This is a genomic window from Streptacidiphilus anmyonensis (genome assembly GCF_000787855.1).
Taxonomy (GTDB): Bacteria; Actinomycetota; Actinomycetes; order Streptomycetales; family Streptomycetaceae; genus Streptacidiphilus; species Streptacidiphilus anmyonensis.
This window is the reverse complement of sequence record NZ_BBPQ01000078.1, coordinates 24891-40772: the sequence shown is the minus strand read 5'-3', so window position 1 is coordinate 40772 and position 15882 is coordinate 24891. Positions and strand designations below refer to the sequence as shown.

General features: G+C 74.1%; 17 protein-coding genes. 9 read left to right on the top strand and 8 right to left on the bottom strand.

What is annotated here, in order from left to right; genetic code table 11:
- From hutG to TR50_RS36710, 3 genes are all read left to right on the top strand, one after another.
- The coding region (gene hutG, locus TR50_RS36720; RefSeq protein WP_042432671.1) for a formimidoylglutamase at nucleotides 1-965 on the top strand (965 nt) is incomplete at its 5' end.
- Between the two features lie 103 nt (nucleotides 966-1068).
- Nucleotides 1069-1695, top strand: a complete 627-nt coding sequence (locus TR50_RS36715; protein WP_042432668.1) for a TetR/AcrR family transcriptional regulator — start codon at nucleotides 1069-1071, stop codon at nucleotides 1693-1695.
- Nucleotides 1692-2387, top strand: coding sequence for a VC0807 family protein (locus tag TR50_RS36710; protein ID WP_052441759.1), 696 nt, complete (start codon nucleotides 1692-1694; stop codon nucleotides 2385-2387). The genes TR50_RS36715 and TR50_RS36710 overlap by 4 nt, the downstream gene beginning before the upstream one ends.
- Nucleotides 2388-2457: 70 nt before the next feature.
- Here the strand turns inward: TR50_RS36710 and TR50_RS36705 are convergent, their stop codons facing one another.
- On the bottom strand, nucleotides 2458-2796 hold the full coding sequence (locus TR50_RS36705; RefSeq protein WP_042432665.1) for a nuclear transport factor 2 family protein: 339 nt from the start codon (nucleotides 2794-2796) through the stop codon (nucleotides 2458-2460).
- A gap of 171 nt (nucleotides 2797-2967) precedes the next feature.
- Here TR50_RS36705 and TR50_RS36700 point away from each other — a divergent pair, with 171 nt between their 5' ends.
- The gene (locus TR50_RS36700; protein WP_042432663.1) at nucleotides 2968-3537 is read left to right on the top strand and encodes a GNAT family N-acetyltransferase; all 570 of its coding nucleotides are present in this window, start codon (nucleotides 2968-2970) and stop codon (nucleotides 3535-3537) included.
- A 7-nt stretch (nucleotides 3538-3544) separates the two neighbouring features.
- Here TR50_RS36700 and TR50_RS36695 read toward each other — a convergent pair whose 3' ends face one another.
- Nucleotides 3545-4405: a helix-turn-helix domain-containing protein gene (locus tag TR50_RS36695; RefSeq protein ID WP_042432661.1), complete on the bottom strand. Its 861-nt coding sequence runs from the start codon at nucleotides 4403-4405 to the stop codon at nucleotides 3545-3547.
- Nucleotides 4406-4658: 253 nt separating this feature from the next.
- Here TR50_RS36695 and TR50_RS36690 point away from each other — a divergent pair, with 253 nt between their 5' ends.
- Nucleotides 4659-6158: an MFS transporter gene (locus TR50_RS36690; RefSeq protein ID WP_084701623.1), complete on the top strand. Its 1500-nt coding sequence runs from the start codon at nucleotides 4659-4661 to the stop codon at nucleotides 6156-6158.
- Nucleotides 6159-6194: 36 nt separating this feature from the next.
- Nucleotides 6195-6875: a DUF429 domain-containing protein gene (locus tag TR50_RS36685; RefSeq protein ID WP_042432656.1), complete on the top strand. Its 681-nt coding sequence runs from the start codon at nucleotides 6195-6197 to the stop codon at nucleotides 6873-6875.
- A 19-nt stretch (nucleotides 6876-6894) separates the two neighbouring features.
- On the opposite strand, the gene TR50_RS36680 is transcribed toward TR50_RS36685, so the two are convergent.
- Nucleotides 6895-8640 carry a galactose oxidase early set domain-containing protein gene (locus TR50_RS36680; RefSeq protein WP_042432653.1) on the bottom strand — a complete coding sequence of 582 codons (1746 nt, stop codon included), beginning with the start codon at nucleotides 8638-8640 and terminating at the stop codon, nucleotides 6895-6897.
- Nucleotides 8641-8833: 193 nt separating this feature from the next.
- On the opposite strand from TR50_RS36680, the gene TR50_RS36675 reads away from it, so the two are divergent.
- Nucleotides 8834-9238 carry a hypothetical protein gene (locus tag TR50_RS36675; protein ID WP_152648837.1) on the top strand — a complete coding sequence of 135 codons (405 nt, stop codon included), beginning with the start codon at nucleotides 8834-8836 and terminating at the stop codon, nucleotides 9236-9238.
- Between the two features lie 91 nt (nucleotides 9239-9329).
- On the opposite strand, the gene TR50_RS36670 is transcribed toward TR50_RS36675, so the two are convergent.
- The 4 genes from TR50_RS36670 to TR50_RS36655 form a co-directional block, all read right to left on the bottom strand.
- Nucleotides 9330-10310, bottom strand: coding sequence for a ThiF family adenylyltransferase (locus tag TR50_RS36670; RefSeq protein WP_042432646.1), 981 nt, complete (start codon nucleotides 10308-10310; stop codon nucleotides 9330-9332).
- Nucleotides 10307-10486 (bottom strand): hypothetical protein, encoded by a 180-nt coding sequence (locus TR50_RS36665; protein ID WP_042432644.1) that lies wholly within the window; start codon nucleotides 10484-10486, stop codon nucleotides 10307-10309. Before TR50_RS36665 ends, TR50_RS36670 begins: the two co-directional genes overlap by 4 nt.
- A gap of 233 nt (nucleotides 10487-10719) precedes the next feature.
- On the bottom strand, nucleotides 10720-10947 hold the full coding sequence (locus tag TR50_RS36660) for a hypothetical protein (protein ID WP_042432643.1): 228 nt from the start codon (nucleotides 10945-10947) through the stop codon (nucleotides 10720-10722).
- A gap of 78 nt (nucleotides 10948-11025) precedes the next feature.
- Complete coding sequence (locus TR50_RS36655; RefSeq protein ID WP_152648836.1) at nucleotides 11026-12051, bottom strand: rod shape-determining protein; 1026 nt, start codon at nucleotides 12049-12051, stop codon at nucleotides 11026-11028.
- Nucleotides 12052-12501: 450 nt separating this feature from the next.
- Between TR50_RS36655 and TR50_RS36650 the strand changes: the two genes are divergently transcribed.
- On the top strand, nucleotides 12502-13560 hold the full coding sequence (locus tag TR50_RS36650; RefSeq protein WP_052441758.1) for an alpha/beta fold hydrolase: 1059 nt from the start codon (nucleotides 12502-12504) through the stop codon (nucleotides 13558-13560).
- On the opposite strand, the gene TR50_RS47340 is transcribed toward TR50_RS36650, so the two are convergent.
- On the bottom strand, nucleotides 13542-13703 hold the full coding sequence (locus TR50_RS47340) for a hypothetical protein (RefSeq protein WP_160311253.1): 162 nt from the start codon (nucleotides 13701-13703) through the stop codon (nucleotides 13542-13544). The two genes, TR50_RS36650 and TR50_RS47340, sit on opposite strands and share 19 nt — an antisense overlap.
- A gap of 142 nt (nucleotides 13704-13845) precedes the next feature.
- On the opposite strand from TR50_RS47340, the gene TR50_RS36645 reads away from it, so the two are divergent.
- The coding region (locus TR50_RS36645; RefSeq protein ID WP_152648838.1) for an alpha-(1->3)-arabinofuranosyltransferase domain-containing protein at nucleotides 13846-15882 on the top strand (2037 nt) is incomplete at its 3' end.

Here is a 15882-nt window from a genome sequence, read left to right as displayed (position 1 = left end):
CGATGCCGACCGATCTCGCCGTGGCCGTCGACGTCGCACCGGCCCCGTGGTCGGGCCGCGACGACGGCCCCGGCGTCGAGAACCTGCGCTGGCACCACGTCGTCTCGCTCGACCCGTCCACCGCCGTGTCCGGCGACGCCGCGTTCGTCGGCTTCCGCAGCGACGAGGGGGTGCGCCGCAACAAGGGCCGTCAGGGCGCGGCCGAGGGCCCGCGCGCGCTGCGCGCCGCGCTCGCGTCCATGGCCCTGCCCTCGCGGCAGTCCGCCCTGGATGTCGGCGACGTGGAGGTCGCCGACGGCGACCTGGAGGCCGGTCACCGCCGCCTGGGTGAGGCGGTCAGCGCGCTGCTGGACCGCGGGCACCGGGTCGCCGTCCTCGGCGGCGGCCACGAGGTCGCCTACGGCAGCTACCTCGGGCTGACCGGCAGCGGGCTGCTCCGCGACGGCGCGCGGCTGGGCGTGCTCAACCTCGACGCCCACTTCGACCTGCGCGACGAGCCCCGGCCGAGCTCCGGGACCCCGTTCCTGCAGATGGCCCGGGACGAGGAACGGGCCGGACGCCGGCTCAACTACTGGGTCCTCGGCGTCAGCCAGCCCAGCAACACGGCCACGCTGTTCCGCACCGCCGATCGCCTCGGCGTGCGGTACCTCCCCGACACCGAGTGCGGCACGCTGGACCGTTACCGGGTCGACGGCTTCGTCGAGGAGTTCCTGGCGAGCTGCGACGTCGTCCACCTGACGATCGACCTCGACGTCCTCCCGGCCGCCGCGGCCCCGGGCGTCAGCGCCCCGGCGGCCTACGGCGTGCCGATCGAGATCGTCGAGCATGTCTGCACCCAGGTCGCGGCGTCCGGCAAGCCGCTCCTCGTCGACGTGGCGGAACTCAACCCCGCCCTCGACGTCGACCACCGCACCGCCCGCACCGCGGCCCGCCTCCTCCACCGCATCCTGCTGACCTGCGGCTGACCTCCCCGTACCGGTCGCCAGGCTGCGTGACCCGGACAGCCCGCAGCCTGGCGACCACCACTCACCCCTTGCCCTTGTTACCTGGCCGACGTACTTTTTACTCATGCCAGTAAACGACGGTGGCGCCCGCTCCGTCGCCGCCACCGCACGGCGGGCGCAGATCATCGCGGCGACGATCGAGACCATCGCCGAACTCGGCTACGGCCAGTCGTCCTTCGCCCGGATCGCGGAGCGGGCCGGGCTCAGCAGCACGCGGCTCATCTCGTACCACTTCGCCGGCAAGGACGAACTGATCCAGGCCGTGATCGCCGAGGTGTACGGCGAGATGGTCGTGTTCATGAGCGCCCGGATGCGCGAGGTCACGGATCCTGCGGGCGCTCTCGCCGCCTACATCCGCGGGGTGGTCGCGTTCGTGGCGACGCAGCGCACCAAGATGGACGCGCTGATGTCGATCTTCCTCGGCCACGCCGGCGAGGAGGACGGGTACAGCGACCGGACGGCTTTCGCACCGCTCCAGGAGATCCTCGACGCCGGCAAGCGCAGTGGGCTCTTCCGCGCGTTCGACAGCTTCGTGATGGCGGCCACGGTCCAGCGCTCACTGGACGGCCTTCCGTTCCTGCTGCGCACCGCGCCCGAGCTGGACCTCGACGCGTACGCGGAGGAACTCGTGACGATCTTCGAGCTGGCGACGCGGGCGACGCAGGCGGCGCCTCGGGGGGCAGGCGCATGAGAGCGCGTCAGGCCACCCGCCTCGTCGTCGACTTCGTCGTGCCCACGGCGATGTTCTACGTGCTCCGGGCAGCCGGGGTCGGGCTCTACCTGACGCTGGTCCTGTCCGCCGTGCTGCCGGCCGGCGTCGCGGTCTGGCGGTGGTCGCGGTCCAGGGAGCGGGACGGGCTGGCGCTCTACATGCTCTCGATGCTGGTGTTCAGCGCGCTCGTCTCGCTGGTCAGCGGCAGCCCGAGGTTCCTGCTGGCCAGGGAGGGGTGGGTCACCGGGGTCACCGGGATCTGGTTCATCGCCTCGGTCCGGGCGACCCGCCCGCTGGCCTTCCACTACACCCGCCCGATGCTGGAAGGCCGCCGCCGCCTCGCCGACATCCCGGGCGACTGGGACGACCTGTGGGAGCGGCTTCCCCGCTTCCGACGGATCTGGAAGGTCGGCAGCGCGCTGTGGGGCGTCGCCCTGCTGGCCGACTCCGTGGTGCGGGTGATCATGGCCTACACGCTGCCGGTCAACGCCGTCCCGGCGCTCGGCACCGCGCTCTACCTGGCGACCACGGTGGTCCTCATCGTGATCACCAACGTCTACTACATCACCACCGGTCTGTACGACCGGCGTTCCCGCCTCTACGACCCGCTCCGCGAGCAGGGGGTGCTGCCGAACCCCGCCCAGGGCCCACAACCGACGGCCTCGGGCTGAGCCCGGATCTCGTCACGGGTGGGCGTCGCCGACGGCGGTCGGCTCCGCAGCCGCCGGCTCCGCGCATCGATCACACCCGGCCGCCGAAGAACACCTGGACGTCGCGGATCAGGCCGTCGCGGACGGTGATGGCCTCGACGTTGCGGTAGCGCTCGCCCGTGGTGAGCGCGTACTCGTAGTGGAGGAGGACCAGTTCGGGGTCGGCCGGGGTGACGTGCAGCAGCCGCTGCTCCGTGAAGCGGTCGGCGGTGGGGAAGCAGCGCGCGAAGAACGCGGACTTGTCGATGTGATCGTCCTGCGGACTGGTGAACGTGAAGTCCTCGGCGTACAGGGGGAGGGCCGCCGCGCGGTCCTGCGCCCGGTAGCAGGCGAACGCCGCCTTGACCACGCTCGACGCGTCGACGCTCATCCGACCGCACCTCCTCGCTCGGCTGATCCAGGCCGTCTCCTCGCCAGGGTAGGCCTCCGGAAATGCGGTTGCCCGCCGGAAAAGGGGTCGGAGAGGATCCCCGTGTGACGACGACACTCTGCATCCGACCGCCGAAGACCATCTCCTTCACGCCTGCAGAGGACCACGATCGTGAACTACACCATTCGCCCGTACGCGCCCGCTGACGAGACCTCCTGGCTGCGCTGCCGGGTGCTGGCCTTCCTGGACACCGCCTTCTACGACTCGGTCGTCCCCGCCAAGCCGGTCATCGCGGCCCCCGGGCTCGAACTCGTGGCCGTCGACGGGTCAGGGGCCGTCGTCGCCATCCTGGACGCGGGAATCGAGGGGGAGTCGGCGACGATCGACACCGTCGCCGTGCATCCCGACCACCGGCGGCAGGGGCTGGGGCGGCAGTTGCTGGAGCGGGCACAGCAGTGGGCCCGCTCCGCGGGCGCGAGCACGCTCGACGCCTGGACCAGGGACGACGAGGACACCCTCGCCTGGTACCGCGCGTCGGGCTTCGCCGAGAGCGACCACTACCTGCACGTCTACGCGTTCCACTACACCGACCCCGCCGAGCCGCGACGCGCGGTCGCCGAAGCGCGACCGGGGCTGCGGCCCATCCTCGTCTTCGCGCACGCGCCGCTGGCGGACGAGCAGCGGCTCAGGAGCGAGTTCGCCCGGGTCCACGTCGACCGGCGCTTCTCGATGCCGGTCTGACGTGGCGTCAACGCCCGCTGTTCGCGGGGTCCAGGCTGAGCATGGCCGTCTCGTGCGGGGTGCCCGGCTCGGCCTGGTAGACCACCATGCGCTGGCCGCCCGTGCGGGCGAGCCGCATGACCTCGTACGTCAACGTCATCGGTCCCACGCCGGGATGGCGGAAGCTCTTCTCCCCGCCGCCGCGCTCGCAGACGTCGTAGCGGTCCCACAGCCGGGAGAAATCTGGGGACTTGACCACCAGCTCCCCGATCAGCGAGGTCAGCTCCGGGTGGTCGGGATCGGCTCCGGCGACCGCGCGCAGATGGGCCACCGAGAGCGCGACGGTGTCCTCCCACGGCTCGTAGAGCGTGCGGCCGACCGGATGGAGGAAGACGTAGCGGGTCAGGTTGCGCTGCTCCTCCGGCCAGTCCCACAGGCCGGGCAGGAGCCGGCGGCCGGGCGGATTGGCCGCAAGGACGCGGTTGTAGCGGCTCACCACGTAGGCGGGCAGCGGGCGGACCGACTCCAGCAGGCGCAGGACCGAGTCGCGGACCGTGTCGTCCTTGCAGGCCGGCAGCTCGGAGACGCGGCCGGAGGCCAACTCCGCGAGCTCGTGCAGGCGCTCGTACGCGTCGCCGCGCAGGCGCAGGGCGCGGCCGAGGGCGTCGACGACGGCGGTGGACGGGTTGGTCTCGCGGCCGCGCTCCAGGCGGATGTAGTAGTCCACGCTGACCCCGGCGAGCGCGGCCAGCTCCTCGCGGCGCAGGCCGGGTGTGCGGCGCAGCCCCGCGCCGGAGGGCAGTCCGACGTCCTGCGGGCGAACCTGTGCCCGGCGGGCCTTCAGATACCGGCCGAGTTCGGTGCCCCGTGCGTCCACTGCTGTCCCCATCGGTCCATTGTGGCAGGTGGGCACGGTGCCCACGGGCCGCGTGGGGGGTTGTGTCAGGGCCTGGAACGCGGCACCCCGGTACACGGCGGTCTCCCACGCGCCCGCGCACGGGAGGAGAGTCGGTCCCGCAGCGGGCGGCCCGGCCGCCGGGGCCCAGGGGGTGCACGACACCGGGCCGCGGCCCCAGCGGGATGCGGCCGCCCGCGCGACCGGAACGACGACCGTCCACCAGATCCGCATACGGGGGTTCACCATGCCGGCCACGCACGCATCGACCTCGACCTCGGCGGCCTCGATCGCTGCCTCGACCTCGGCCTCGCCGCCCGCCCATGCTGAGCGCGCGCGGCAGGGGAGCCCACGCCCGGCGGCGGCACCACGAGAGCGGCAACCCGGCCGCGCCCGACCAACTCCCGTGGGCGGGACGAGCGTTGCCTTGGTCGCCGCCCTGCTCGGCTTCACGGTCATCACCATCGACGTCACCGCCGTGAACATCGCGCTGCCCGCGATCCGTCACTCCCTGGGCGGCGGGATGGCCGGCACCCAGTGGGTGGTCGACGCCTACACCCTGATGTTCGCGGCGCTGATGCTCTCCGCGGGGGCGCTCTCCGACCGCGCCGGCGCGCGCCGCGCCTACGCCTGGGGTGTCGCCCTGTTCACCCTCGCCTCCCTGGCCTGCGGGCTCGCGCCCGGCATCGGCGCGCTGGTGGCGGCCCGGGTCGCTCAGGGCGGCGCCGCCGCGGTCGTGATGCCCGCGTCGCTGTCGCTGGTCCGGCAGGCGTTCGACGACGCGCGGGCCCGCGCGCAGGCCATCGCGCTGTGGACGGTCGGCGGCTCGGTCGCCATGGCCGCGGGCCCGGTGCTGGGCGGACTGCTCACCGACTCCGTCGGCTGGCGCGCGGTCTTCCTGATCAACCTCCCTGTGGGCGCGGTGATCCTCGCGCTGCTCGCGCGTGTTCCCCGCTCCCCGCGCCGGCCGGCCGCGCTCGACCTCGGCGGCCAGCTCAGTGCCGTGCTCGCGCTGGCCGGGCTGGCGTTCACCGTGATCGAGGGCGGCCGTCTGGGCTGGACCAGCGCTCCGGTCCTGGCGGCCGCGGCCCTCACGGTGGCGGGCGGGTGCGCCTTCCGCGTCGTGGAGGCCCGGCACCGCCAGCCCATGGTCCCGCTCAACATGCTGACGGACCGTCGGGTGTCGGTCCCGCTCGTCGTCGGCTTCGCCGTCAACGCCGCCTTCTACGGCGGGATCTTCCTTCTCGGGCTCTACTACCAGCAGTTGCGCGGGATGTCGGGCCTGGAGGCCGGCCTGATGTTCATCCCGGTGTCCGCCGTGGTGACGGTGACCAACCTGTTCTCGCCGCGGCTCGCGGCGCGGATCGGACGGCGCCCGGTGATCGTCGCCGGGCAGCTGGTCTTCACCGGCGCGATGCTGGCCCTGCTGCCGCTGGCCGCGCACACCCCGCTGTGGCTGGTGGTCGTGCTGCTGCTGCCGCTCAGCACCGGCGGCGCGGTGCTGGTCCCCGCGCTGACCGCGCTGCTGATCGACGCCGTCCCCGCGGAGCGCGCCGGGACCGCCTCCGGCCTGCTGAACTCCCTGCGCCAGACCGGCGGCGCCCTGGCCGTCGCCCTCTTCGGCGGTCTGCTGGCGAGCCCGGACGGCGGCTTCTCCCTCTCCGGCATGCGCGTCGGCCTCCTCGCGGTCGCCGTCCTGCTGCTGGTGACCGCCGCCCTCTCCCGCCTCTTCCTGCCGCGCGGCTGACGCCCGAGCCGGACGAAGGTCGGGGAGGATGGGTCCGTGGACGTGCTCGGGATCGACGCCTGCGGGAAGCATGGGTGGGTCGGCGTCAGGCTGACGGACGGCCGGTACGCGGGCACGCTGGTGGAGACCCGGCTGGCCGCGCTGATCGAGCGCGGCGGGGACGTCCGCGCGGTCGGGGTCGACATGGGCCTGGGACTGCTGGAGGCCGGCTGGCGTCGCGCCGACCTCGAGGCCAGGCTGCGTCTGGGGGCGAGGCGCAGCAGCGTCTTCCTCGTGGCGCCCAGGGCGGTGTGGCAGGAGCCGGACTACCCGGCAGCCTCCTCGCGCTGCCGGGAGCTGACCGGAGGCGGGTTGAGCGCCCAGGCCTGGGCGCTGGCGCCGAAGCTGGTCGAGGCCCACGGCTGTTGGCTGCGTGAGCCGGGACGGATCCACGAGGTGCATCCCGAGCTGTCGTTCCAGGCCCTGGCCGGCGGGACGCCGCTGAGCCACGCCAAGAAGACCTGGCGTGGCCAGCAGCTGCGGCGCGCGCTGCTGGCCGGTGCCGGGATCGTGCTCCCTGACGAGCTGGGGGAGGCGGACCAGATCCCCGCCGACGACGTGCTCGACGCGGCCGCGGCGGCGTGGTCCGCCGGGCGGATCGCGCGGGGGACCGCCGAGCGGGTCCCCGGGACGCCCGAACGCGACGCCGCGGGAAGGGCCGTCGAGATCCGCTGGTGACCCGGCTGCGACGGCCTGCTCAGGCGTGGGGGTCGAGCTGGACCCACTTCGCCACGCTGGGAACGCCCTTGGCGTCGAGCAGCATCAACATGTAGTACCCGGGCGGTGCCGCCTGGGCCGACGGGGGTGTCTTCAGCCGCAGTCGGCCGCCGCTCCTGCCGTCGATCGGCAGCTCGAGGTAGCGCTGGCTGGTGTCCACCGAGTGGGTGGAGGTGATCGGGGCCAGCAGCACCGCCTTGCTGACACTCCCGGGCGTGCTGGTCCCGACGGGGAAGTCCTGGTCGTAGCCGAGTGGACGGCCGGGCACGTTGGTGAGGGCGGGGCGCGGGCCTTGGAAGAGGTAGGGCGGCTCGTAGATCTCGATGGAGCCGTTGACGGCGGTGTTCTTGATGTCCGGGTTGTTGGCCAGCTCCTGCAGTTCGTCGCCGGTCACCATGATCCGGCCGTCGGGCAGCAGCACGGCGTTGGAGTGGTAGCCGCGCGGCAGGCGTTGGGCCGGACCGAGGGTCCACCGGCCGCTCGCGTCGCGCAGTTCGGTCTGACGGTACTTCAGGTCGGCGTTGGGGTTGAGGTCGCCGAAGCCGTAGTCGCGGATGCCGTAGGCCCCGTTGACGGTGAGCAGGTCGGAGTTGGGCAGGATCAGGGTGTCGTCCTGGGTGCGGCCGAACGCGCGCGGGGTGGACTTGGTCCACTTCCCGCCGGAGAAGAGATAGGTGTTGGGGTCGTCCCGCTCGCCGCCGAGGACCAGCACGGAGTCGGGCCCCGCCGCGCCGTTGGGCAGGGCGACGGCCGAGCCGTACAGGCGCAGGCCGCCGTCGGGGCGGTTGGGGAGCTGTGTGCGGGTCTCGCGGACGGGGTCGAAGAGGAACTGCTGGTCGGCGTCCCGGCCGAAGCCGTAGATCTTGCCGTCGTTGAGCGAGAAGAGGTGCGGATAGTCCATCCGGTAGGGCGCGTCGGCGTGCTGCCAGTGGTCGACCGGGTTGTTCGCCGAGAGGGTCCTGCCGTAGGGGACCTGGGTCCCGGCGGCGGGGAATCGCTCGACGATGGGCGTGGGAGTGCCCCAACCGAGCTCGGTCTGGCCCGACATGATGAGTTGTCGGCCGTCCGCGCCGGTGACGACGGTCGGATACCAGCGGCCGACGGACATGTCGTGCTGCTGGATCCACTTCTCGTGCCACGGGTCGAAGACCAGGGAGAACCGGGCCCCGGCGCCGTTGTTGCCGCCGAAGTTCCCGCCGAACACCGCCACCATGCCGTTGGGCAGGTAGGCGTGGCCGGCGCAGAAGACGGGCGCGGGACGGGGCTGGTTCAGCCCGTCGTCGAGGTTGACGATCGGCGGCGGGACGGCCTTGAACGCCCCCGGGCCGGTGCCGAGCGCGGGATCCCACAGATAGGCCCGTCCGGCGTTCTCCTTGCCGATCGTCTGCGTCGGCGCGGGCTCCTGCTGCGGGTTGCTGGTGATCCGTTCGAAGGAGAAGAGCAGCACCTTGCCGGTGGGGAGCAGGGCGACGTGGTCGCCGAAGTCGGGGGAGGGGAAGTACTGGGTGAACCGGCCGAATCGCGCAAGGTCGGTGAAGTGGGCGTTGAGCGCGCTCTGCGATTCCGTCAGGGTCTTCAGCCGCAGCGCCCGGATCGGGTCGGGGTAGTCGCCGACGCCGCGGGTGTGCGCTCGAGGGGCGGTCGGCTGGGTCGCGGCGATCGCGGTGGTCGTGGTCACGGCGAGGGCGGCGCAGGCCGCCAACGCCGCCGTCAGTCTGTGTCGCATGAGGGGGACACTCCTTGCTGGTAGCGGACGGTAGTCAGCGAAGCAGCAAAAGTGACTGTCCGTGTGCAGACACGCGTGGCGAAGCCGAAGAAATGAGTGTGGACATGCTCAAATGGCGCTGCGTCCGATCGACGACCGTCCTCCGATCGACGACCAGCCTCCGACCGCCGACCTCGACCCGAGGAGCTCTCGCGTGATCAGCCCCGCCCGCCTCGCCCTCGCCTCAGCCGCACTCGCCGCCCTGCTCGCGGCGACCGTCAGTACCCCGGCCGGCGCCCGGCCTGCCCGCCGCGACTTCCAACAACCCCAGGCCGTCACCGGCAAGCTCATCTCCAAGGGGGCCGACGGCACCGAACAGACCCTCATGTGTCCGCCGGAGGAGAGCGTCCTCGGCGGCGGGTACTCCGTCTCCGCCCCGACCGGCCACACGCTCGACGCCACCCCGGCCGACGTCCTCTCCGACCGCCCCACCGACGACGCCACCGGCTGGATCGTCGCCGTCAGGAAGCACCTGAGCGCCACGGGCGGCACCGCCGCGCCGGCTGACCTCACCCTGCAGATCGTCTGCACGGAGGGCGAGAGCACGCCGGGCGGCTGAGCGCGCGTCTGCTGAGCAGGCATCCGCTGAGCACATGTCTGCTGACACGCGCCTGGCCGAGCACGCGTCCGCTGAGGGCTGAGGCGCGGCCCTACGCGTGTGCGAAGGCGGCCGTCACCAGCAGCGTCATGACCACGGAGACGAGGACGGCGACCGCGACCCACGGGGTGAGCCGTCCCGGTCCGTCGGACGGCGCGTCCTCCGCCGACGCGCCCGGGGCCGTGGAGCGGCTGGTGTGGCAGGCGGGGCAGAGGCTCGGCGGAAACGGGACGCGTACGTTGCGGCTGCTCAGCCCGAGGGCGGGGAAGGTCGCCCGGACCCCGGGCGAGGTGGGGGTCAGGCCGTGCAGGTAGATCGCGTTGCGCTGCGGATCGAGGATCCCGGCCCGGTCGTCGGCCGGGTGCGCCAGCGCGGTCACGACCTGGGCCGTGGCGAGGGAGACGAGCTGGATGTCGACGCGGGCGCCCCGGGCCGCGTCGGCGTCGGCGGTGCCCCGACGGAACGCCACCGCGCACTCGTAGCAGGGGGTGCGCCGGTCCGGCAGCACCCACAGGATCTCGCCGACCTCGGCATCGCGGATCCGGGGATCCACCCAGACGGCGGGGTACGCGGCGGGCCGCCCGACCGCCAGCGCCAAGCCGTTGACGCGGCGCTGGCAGGCCGCGGAGTCGGTCGCCGCGACGACGACGTCGGCCTCGCGCACCAGCGCGCGCTGCACCTCGTCGGGCAGCTCGGTGAAGTCGGCGTGCAGGCCCGTGGCCTCACACGGCGGGAACGCGCGCCGGATCGCCTCGGCCAGGGCCGGAGCCTTGGGCTGTCCCAGCTGGGGCGCTCCCAGCGGGTGGCGCACCAGGTTCTCCGTCTCCAGGACGTCGCGGTCGACCAGCCGGATCGGACTGAAGCCGATGCGCGCCAGCTCCTCCGCGAGGAACCCGCCGACCGCGCCCGCGCCCACGATCAGGACCGAGCCCGTGAGGCGGCCGTGCCGCGCCCAGACGCGGTCCTCCTCCTCGTACGGTCGGGCGGGCCTCGCCGGCCCGGTGGGCCGGGTGGGTTCGAGGGGGCCCGTCAATCGAAGGTCCAGCGGGCCACGCGGACCGGCTTGGGCCGGTCCCGGGGATCACCGTCGGGCTGTGCCTCCGGCTTGAGCTCACCGGTCTCGGCGTCGAGGAACCACTCCTGCTCGTTCTCCCGCGCCTCCTGCGGTGTCAGCTCCGCCTCTTGCAGGATCTCCGGTGCCGCGCCCATGGGAACCCCTCCTTCGAGCCCTCGCGTGCAGGGCTGACGTGGACCACTGGGGGTGTCGCGCGAAACCGAACCCCCACCGGGGCGGGGGACGGGCGCGCTCCCTCCACGCTACGCCGCCGCGCGTCACCCTGCCGTTCGGGCGAGGGCGGGGGCGAGCACGGCGCAAGCACGGGGCGAGGGCGGCGCAGGGACGGGAACCGAGGCCTGGACCTGGACGCAACGGAGACGGCGCGTCAGTCCGGCGGCGGGAGGGCGGAGCGGTAGGCGGTCCGGCAGGTCTCGCACCGCTGCCCCGGGAGGTCCTCCAGGTCGGCGATCCGACCGGACTCGGCGTTCGGGGCCAGGTGGTAGCCGCACAGCCCCGACTGCTCGTCCGCGCGGACGACGTGCCACATGTGGACCCGGCGGCCGCCGCCGGGGACGGGGCGATGCTCGGCCTTGAGTTCGTACTGGTGCAGCATGGCGGCTGACCTCCCGTGCGACGCGTGGGGCGTCGGACGGTCCCAGCGTATCCCCGGGTGCGCGGACCCGGGCGGACCTCAGGCCCGGACGGCGTACTCGAGCGCGCGTTCCGGCGTGCGGGCCAGCAACGCGAGCCCCTCGGCGGTCCGGGTCTCCGGCGCGTCGGCCGCGCGCAGCGGGGCGTCGACGAGCTCCTGGAGCCGGTCCCGCGCCCACCGACTGTTGGCGAGTCCGCCGGTGAGCACGACGCCGCGTTCGGCGATCTCGGCCCGCAGTTCCTGCGGGCAGCGGCCGAGGGTGGTCCGGATGGCGCCCGCCATGTCGGCGAGAACGGACCGGCACGCCTGCTGCACCTCCTGCGCGCGCACGTAGACGACCTGGTTGGCGTCGGTCCCGAGATGCCGGCCGCGCGCCTGAAGCGGCGTCGCCGCGGCGGCCGCGACCGCCGGGCCGTCGGCGGTGCCGCCGATCCGCAGCGCCTCCGCCGCGACGGACCCGAGGGCCACCTGGTACTCCCGCCGGACCATGCCCGCCACGGCCTCGTCGAGGGCGTCCCCGCCGATCGGCGCCGAGGCGGCGTCGACCATCCGCCCGCGGGCGAACACGGCGACGTCGACCTTGCCCGCGCCGAGGTCCGCGAGCATGCCGCCGGACCCGTCCGTGAAGGGCAGCGCGCCGCCGAGCGCCGCGGCGACGGTCGCGGGGACGACCACCACCCGGTGCGCCCCCACCTGGAGCAGCGCCTGCTCCAACGTCCGCACCTGCACGTTCGAGCAGTCGACCGGGGCGGCGGTCACCACGGTCGTGCGCCGGGCGAACCGCGAGGGGCGGACGTGGTCCAGGGCGTAGCGGGCCAGCATCCGCGCGGCCTCGAAGTCGGTCACCCGTCCGGCGGCCACGGCGCGGCGGATCGTCAGGCCGTCCGGCAGGCGGCCGATCATCCGCCTGGCGGAGGCGCCGAGGGCGCAGGCCTGCCCCTGCTGGAGGTCGAGGGCGACGAGGGAGGGTTCGTCCAGCACGGGGCCGCGCTGCGGATGCCAGACACGGATCCTGGCCGTTCCCAGATCGACGGCGGCCACCGAGGTCATCCAGTCTCGCCGCACGAGTGCTCCTCTCCCTGCGGCGCGTCGTCGACGCGCCGATGCGGTGGCGGTGCTGCCGCTCGGGAAGCATCACTCTGGCCACCACCGTGACCCACCCAGGGGCGCGGCCGCCAAGCGCCAGGCCCGATCGGACGAACGGCGACGCCCGTGCGGCCTACCGCGGCCCGCATCCGACGGTGCCCCCGGTCCGCTCGCGCCCGGCTCCCGGCCTGGTCAGGTCGGCCCGGTCAGGTCGGTCCCGGCCGCGTCGTGCGGGCGAAGGGACGGCAGGAGCCGCACCGGCGGGCACACACGGGAGATCCTCGCGGCGGGGCCTCTCCACGGCGGCCGGGCGCGTCGGTGTGGGCTCATGTTCTGCCCGCTGCACCTTTATTGACAGTCCGTCAGCTTCCCTGCGACGCTTCCATGGCCCGTCGGAGCCCAGTTCCGGGAGAGTCCAGGGAGGAACCCGTGCTGTCACTGCCGTTACTCCCGCCTCGTCGGCCGCCGGGCCGGTTCCTGCGGGTCTGGGGCCGCGCCGTGCACCTCGTCGACGAGGGCGGCGGGCCGTCCGGTGGCCCCGTCGCGCTGCTGGAGGCCGGCCTCGGCGGCTCCTGGCTGGGCTGGGATCCGGTCGTGTCCGAGCTTTGCCCCGGGCCCCACGGCAGCGACGACAGTGACGGCAGCGGCGAAAGCAACGACAGCGGCCAAAGCGGCGACGGCGACAGCAACGGCAACGGCAGTGGCCTGCGGGTCCTGCGCGCCGACCGGCCCGGCCTCGGACGCAGCCAGCCCGCCCCCGGGGTGCCGAGCCTCGCGTTGCGCGCGGCCTGGACCGCCGCCCTGCTCGACGCCGTCGGCGTGCGCGAGCCGGTGGTCGTGTGCGGGCACTCGCTCGGCGGCCTGTACACCGAGGCGTTCGCGCGGCTGCATCCGGAGCGCGTCGCGGGCGCCGTGCTGGTGGAGGCGCACGCGCCGAACGTCACCGGCGAGGTGCTCGGCCGCCGGGACGCCCGGGTGCGCACGGCCCGCACCGTCGGCGACGCCTTCCGCCTCGCGGGGTTGAGCCAGCTGGTGGCGCCGGGCGTGCGCAGGCTCGGGATGCGCACCCAGTCGGTGCGCCGGGGCGACCAGTCCGACGTCGGGGACGCCTACCGGTCCGCCTACGGCGCCGGCCACTGCCTGACGGAGGCGCTGGTGGAGCGCGTCCTGGTGCGCGACTTCCTCGCCGAGTTGGCGGAGCTGCGCGAGAGTGCGCCCTTCCCCGAGGTGCCGCTGTGCGTGCTGTCCGCGCCCGGCGCGGACCGGGGGGTGTACGAGGCGCAGGCCAAGATGAGCCCGCTGGGCCGCCATGTCGAGGTGGACGGGGCGCTGCACCTGATGCCGGTGGACCGGCCGGACGCCATCGCCGACGCCGTCCGCGCGGTCGCGGGCGGGCCGCTGTCCGTCGACCCGCCCCCGAGACGCTCGCGCCACGGCGTCGCCGACGCCGTCGACGCCTTCTATGACGCCTACGACGCCTGCCCGTAGACGATCAGCGGGACATGGTGCTGCTGCGGCGTCGGGGCGTCGGGTCGGACCTGGCCCGCGGCCGCCGCGGCCGTGAACCCGGCGGCGGCGAGCAGGACCGCGAGCAGCGCGCCGAGCGTCGTGAGGGTCGTTCGAGTGAACACGGCACCACCCCAGGGAATCGACTGTGCTGGACGCCCGGAAGGCCGGGCGGTTCGAGGCTATTGACGGACCGTCAGGACTGCAAGAGCCGGGCGGGCCACCGCCGGACCACCGGCGGACGTCGAGCGGCGAGGAGGAAGCGCGGTGAGTACCGCCGAAGCAAGCAGTCCGGTGGCCGTCGGCACCGCGGTCGCGACCGCGCCCGACGCCGGGCGCGCCGGTCCGCGTGGGCCCCGGGGTCCGCGCGGACCCCGGGTGCGGCCGTGGTTCTTCGGGACGCGCGCCGGTGGAGGAGCCGGCGGCCGCTGGCTCGTCGGCCTCTGGGCCGTCGTGCTGGCCGCCCTGCTCGTCGAGGCCCCGGGCCGGATCGTCTTCGACACCAAGGCCGACGTGGTGCTGACGCCGGGCCGCTTCCTCGGGCAGCTCGCCGACCTGTGGAGCTCGCAGGGCGGCTTCGGCGGCCTCCAGGACCAGGCGGTCGGCTACGCCTTCCCGATGGGCCCCTTCTACCTGGTCTCCGAGTGGCTCGGGCTGCCGCCGTGGATCACCGAGCGGCTGTGGATGTCGCTGATCGTCGCCGCCGCCTTCTGGGGCGTCGTCCGGCTCACCGAACGCCTCGGCCTCGGCACGCCCGCGTCCCGGCTCGCGGGCGGGCTCGCCTACGCGCTGTGGCCGACGCTGACCGCCGTCATCGGCTCGACCTCCGCGGCCGTGCTGCCGATGGCCCTGCTGCCCTGGGTGGTCGTGCCGCTCGTCGACGGCTCCCGCGAGGGGGCCTCGCCGCTGCGCTGCGCCGGGCGCTCGGCCCTCGCGGTGCTGTGCATGGGCGGCGTCAACGCCGTCACCGTCCTCGCCGTGCTGCCCGCGCCGCTGCTCTACCTGCTGACCCGTCAGTGGACCGCGCGCGGACGGCGGCTGCTCGGCTGGTGGCTGCTCGCGGTCCCGCTGGTGACGGCGTGGTGGTGGCTGCCGCTGATGCTGCTGGGCCGGGACGGCTTCGACTTCCTCCCCTACATCGAGACCCCGCACACCACCGCGTCCACCATGGCCGCCACCGAGGCGCTGCGCGGCACCGGCAACTGGCTCGACTACCTGGACTTCGGCACGCCCGCGCTGGGCGCGGGCTGGGTGCTGGCCACCACTGGGTGGGCGGTGGCGGGCAGCGCCGCGCTCGCCGCGCTCGGGCTCGGCGGGCTGGCCCGCCGCGACCTGCCCGAGGCCCGCTGGCTGCGCTGGACGCTCGGCTTCGGCGCCGTCACCGTCATGGCCGTCTACGGCGGCGGCGTCCTCGGCGGCCCGCTCCACGACCAGCTCCAGTCGTTCCTCAACGGGCCGGGCGAGGCGTTCCACAGCATCTACAAGTTCCAGCCGCTGCTGGCGCTGCCGCTCGTCCTCGGCGTCGCCCACCTGCTCGGCCGCGCCTTCACCGCGCCGCGCCGCGTCCTGCTGCCCGTCACCGCGTTCGTGCTCACCGCCGCGCTGATCGGCTGCGCCGTCCCGTATCTGACGGCCCGCACCCTCCAGGGCGGATCCTTCACGGCCGTGCCCGACTACTGGAAGCAGACCGCCGCCTTCCTCGCCGACAACGGCGGAGGCGGACGCAGCCTGCTCGAACCGGCCGCCTCGCACGGCGACTACACCTGGGGCAGCACCACCGACGACGCGCTCCAGCCCTACGCCCAGTCCCCGTGGGCCGAGCGCACCCTCGTCCCCGACGGCGGCGCGGGCGTGCAGCGCTACCTCGACGCCGCCGAGCAGGCCTTCGCGACCGGCACGGAGCAGCCGGGCCTCGCCGCCTACCTCGCCCGCGCGGGCATCCGCTACGTCGTGCTCCGCCACGACCTCGACCCCGGCCAGTTCGACTACGTCAACCCCACCGCCTACCGCGAGACGCTGCTCCAGTCGGGGTTCCACGTGGTCACCTCGTTCGGTCCGGTGATCCCGCCGACCCCGCTGCGCGGCGACACCCCGCTCCAGGTCGTCGCCCTCGACTACGGCTACCCGGCCGTCGAGGTCTTCGAGCCCGACGCCACCGCGCTCCAGCCCGAGACCCCGTTCAGCGTCCTGCCGGCCACAGGGACGCTGCGGCTGAGCGGCGGACCGGAAAGCCTGCTCCAGCTCAGCGGCCCGCCGGACGGCACCGGCGGCGGGCTCGCCGACGGGCGCGCGGTGCTGCTGAGC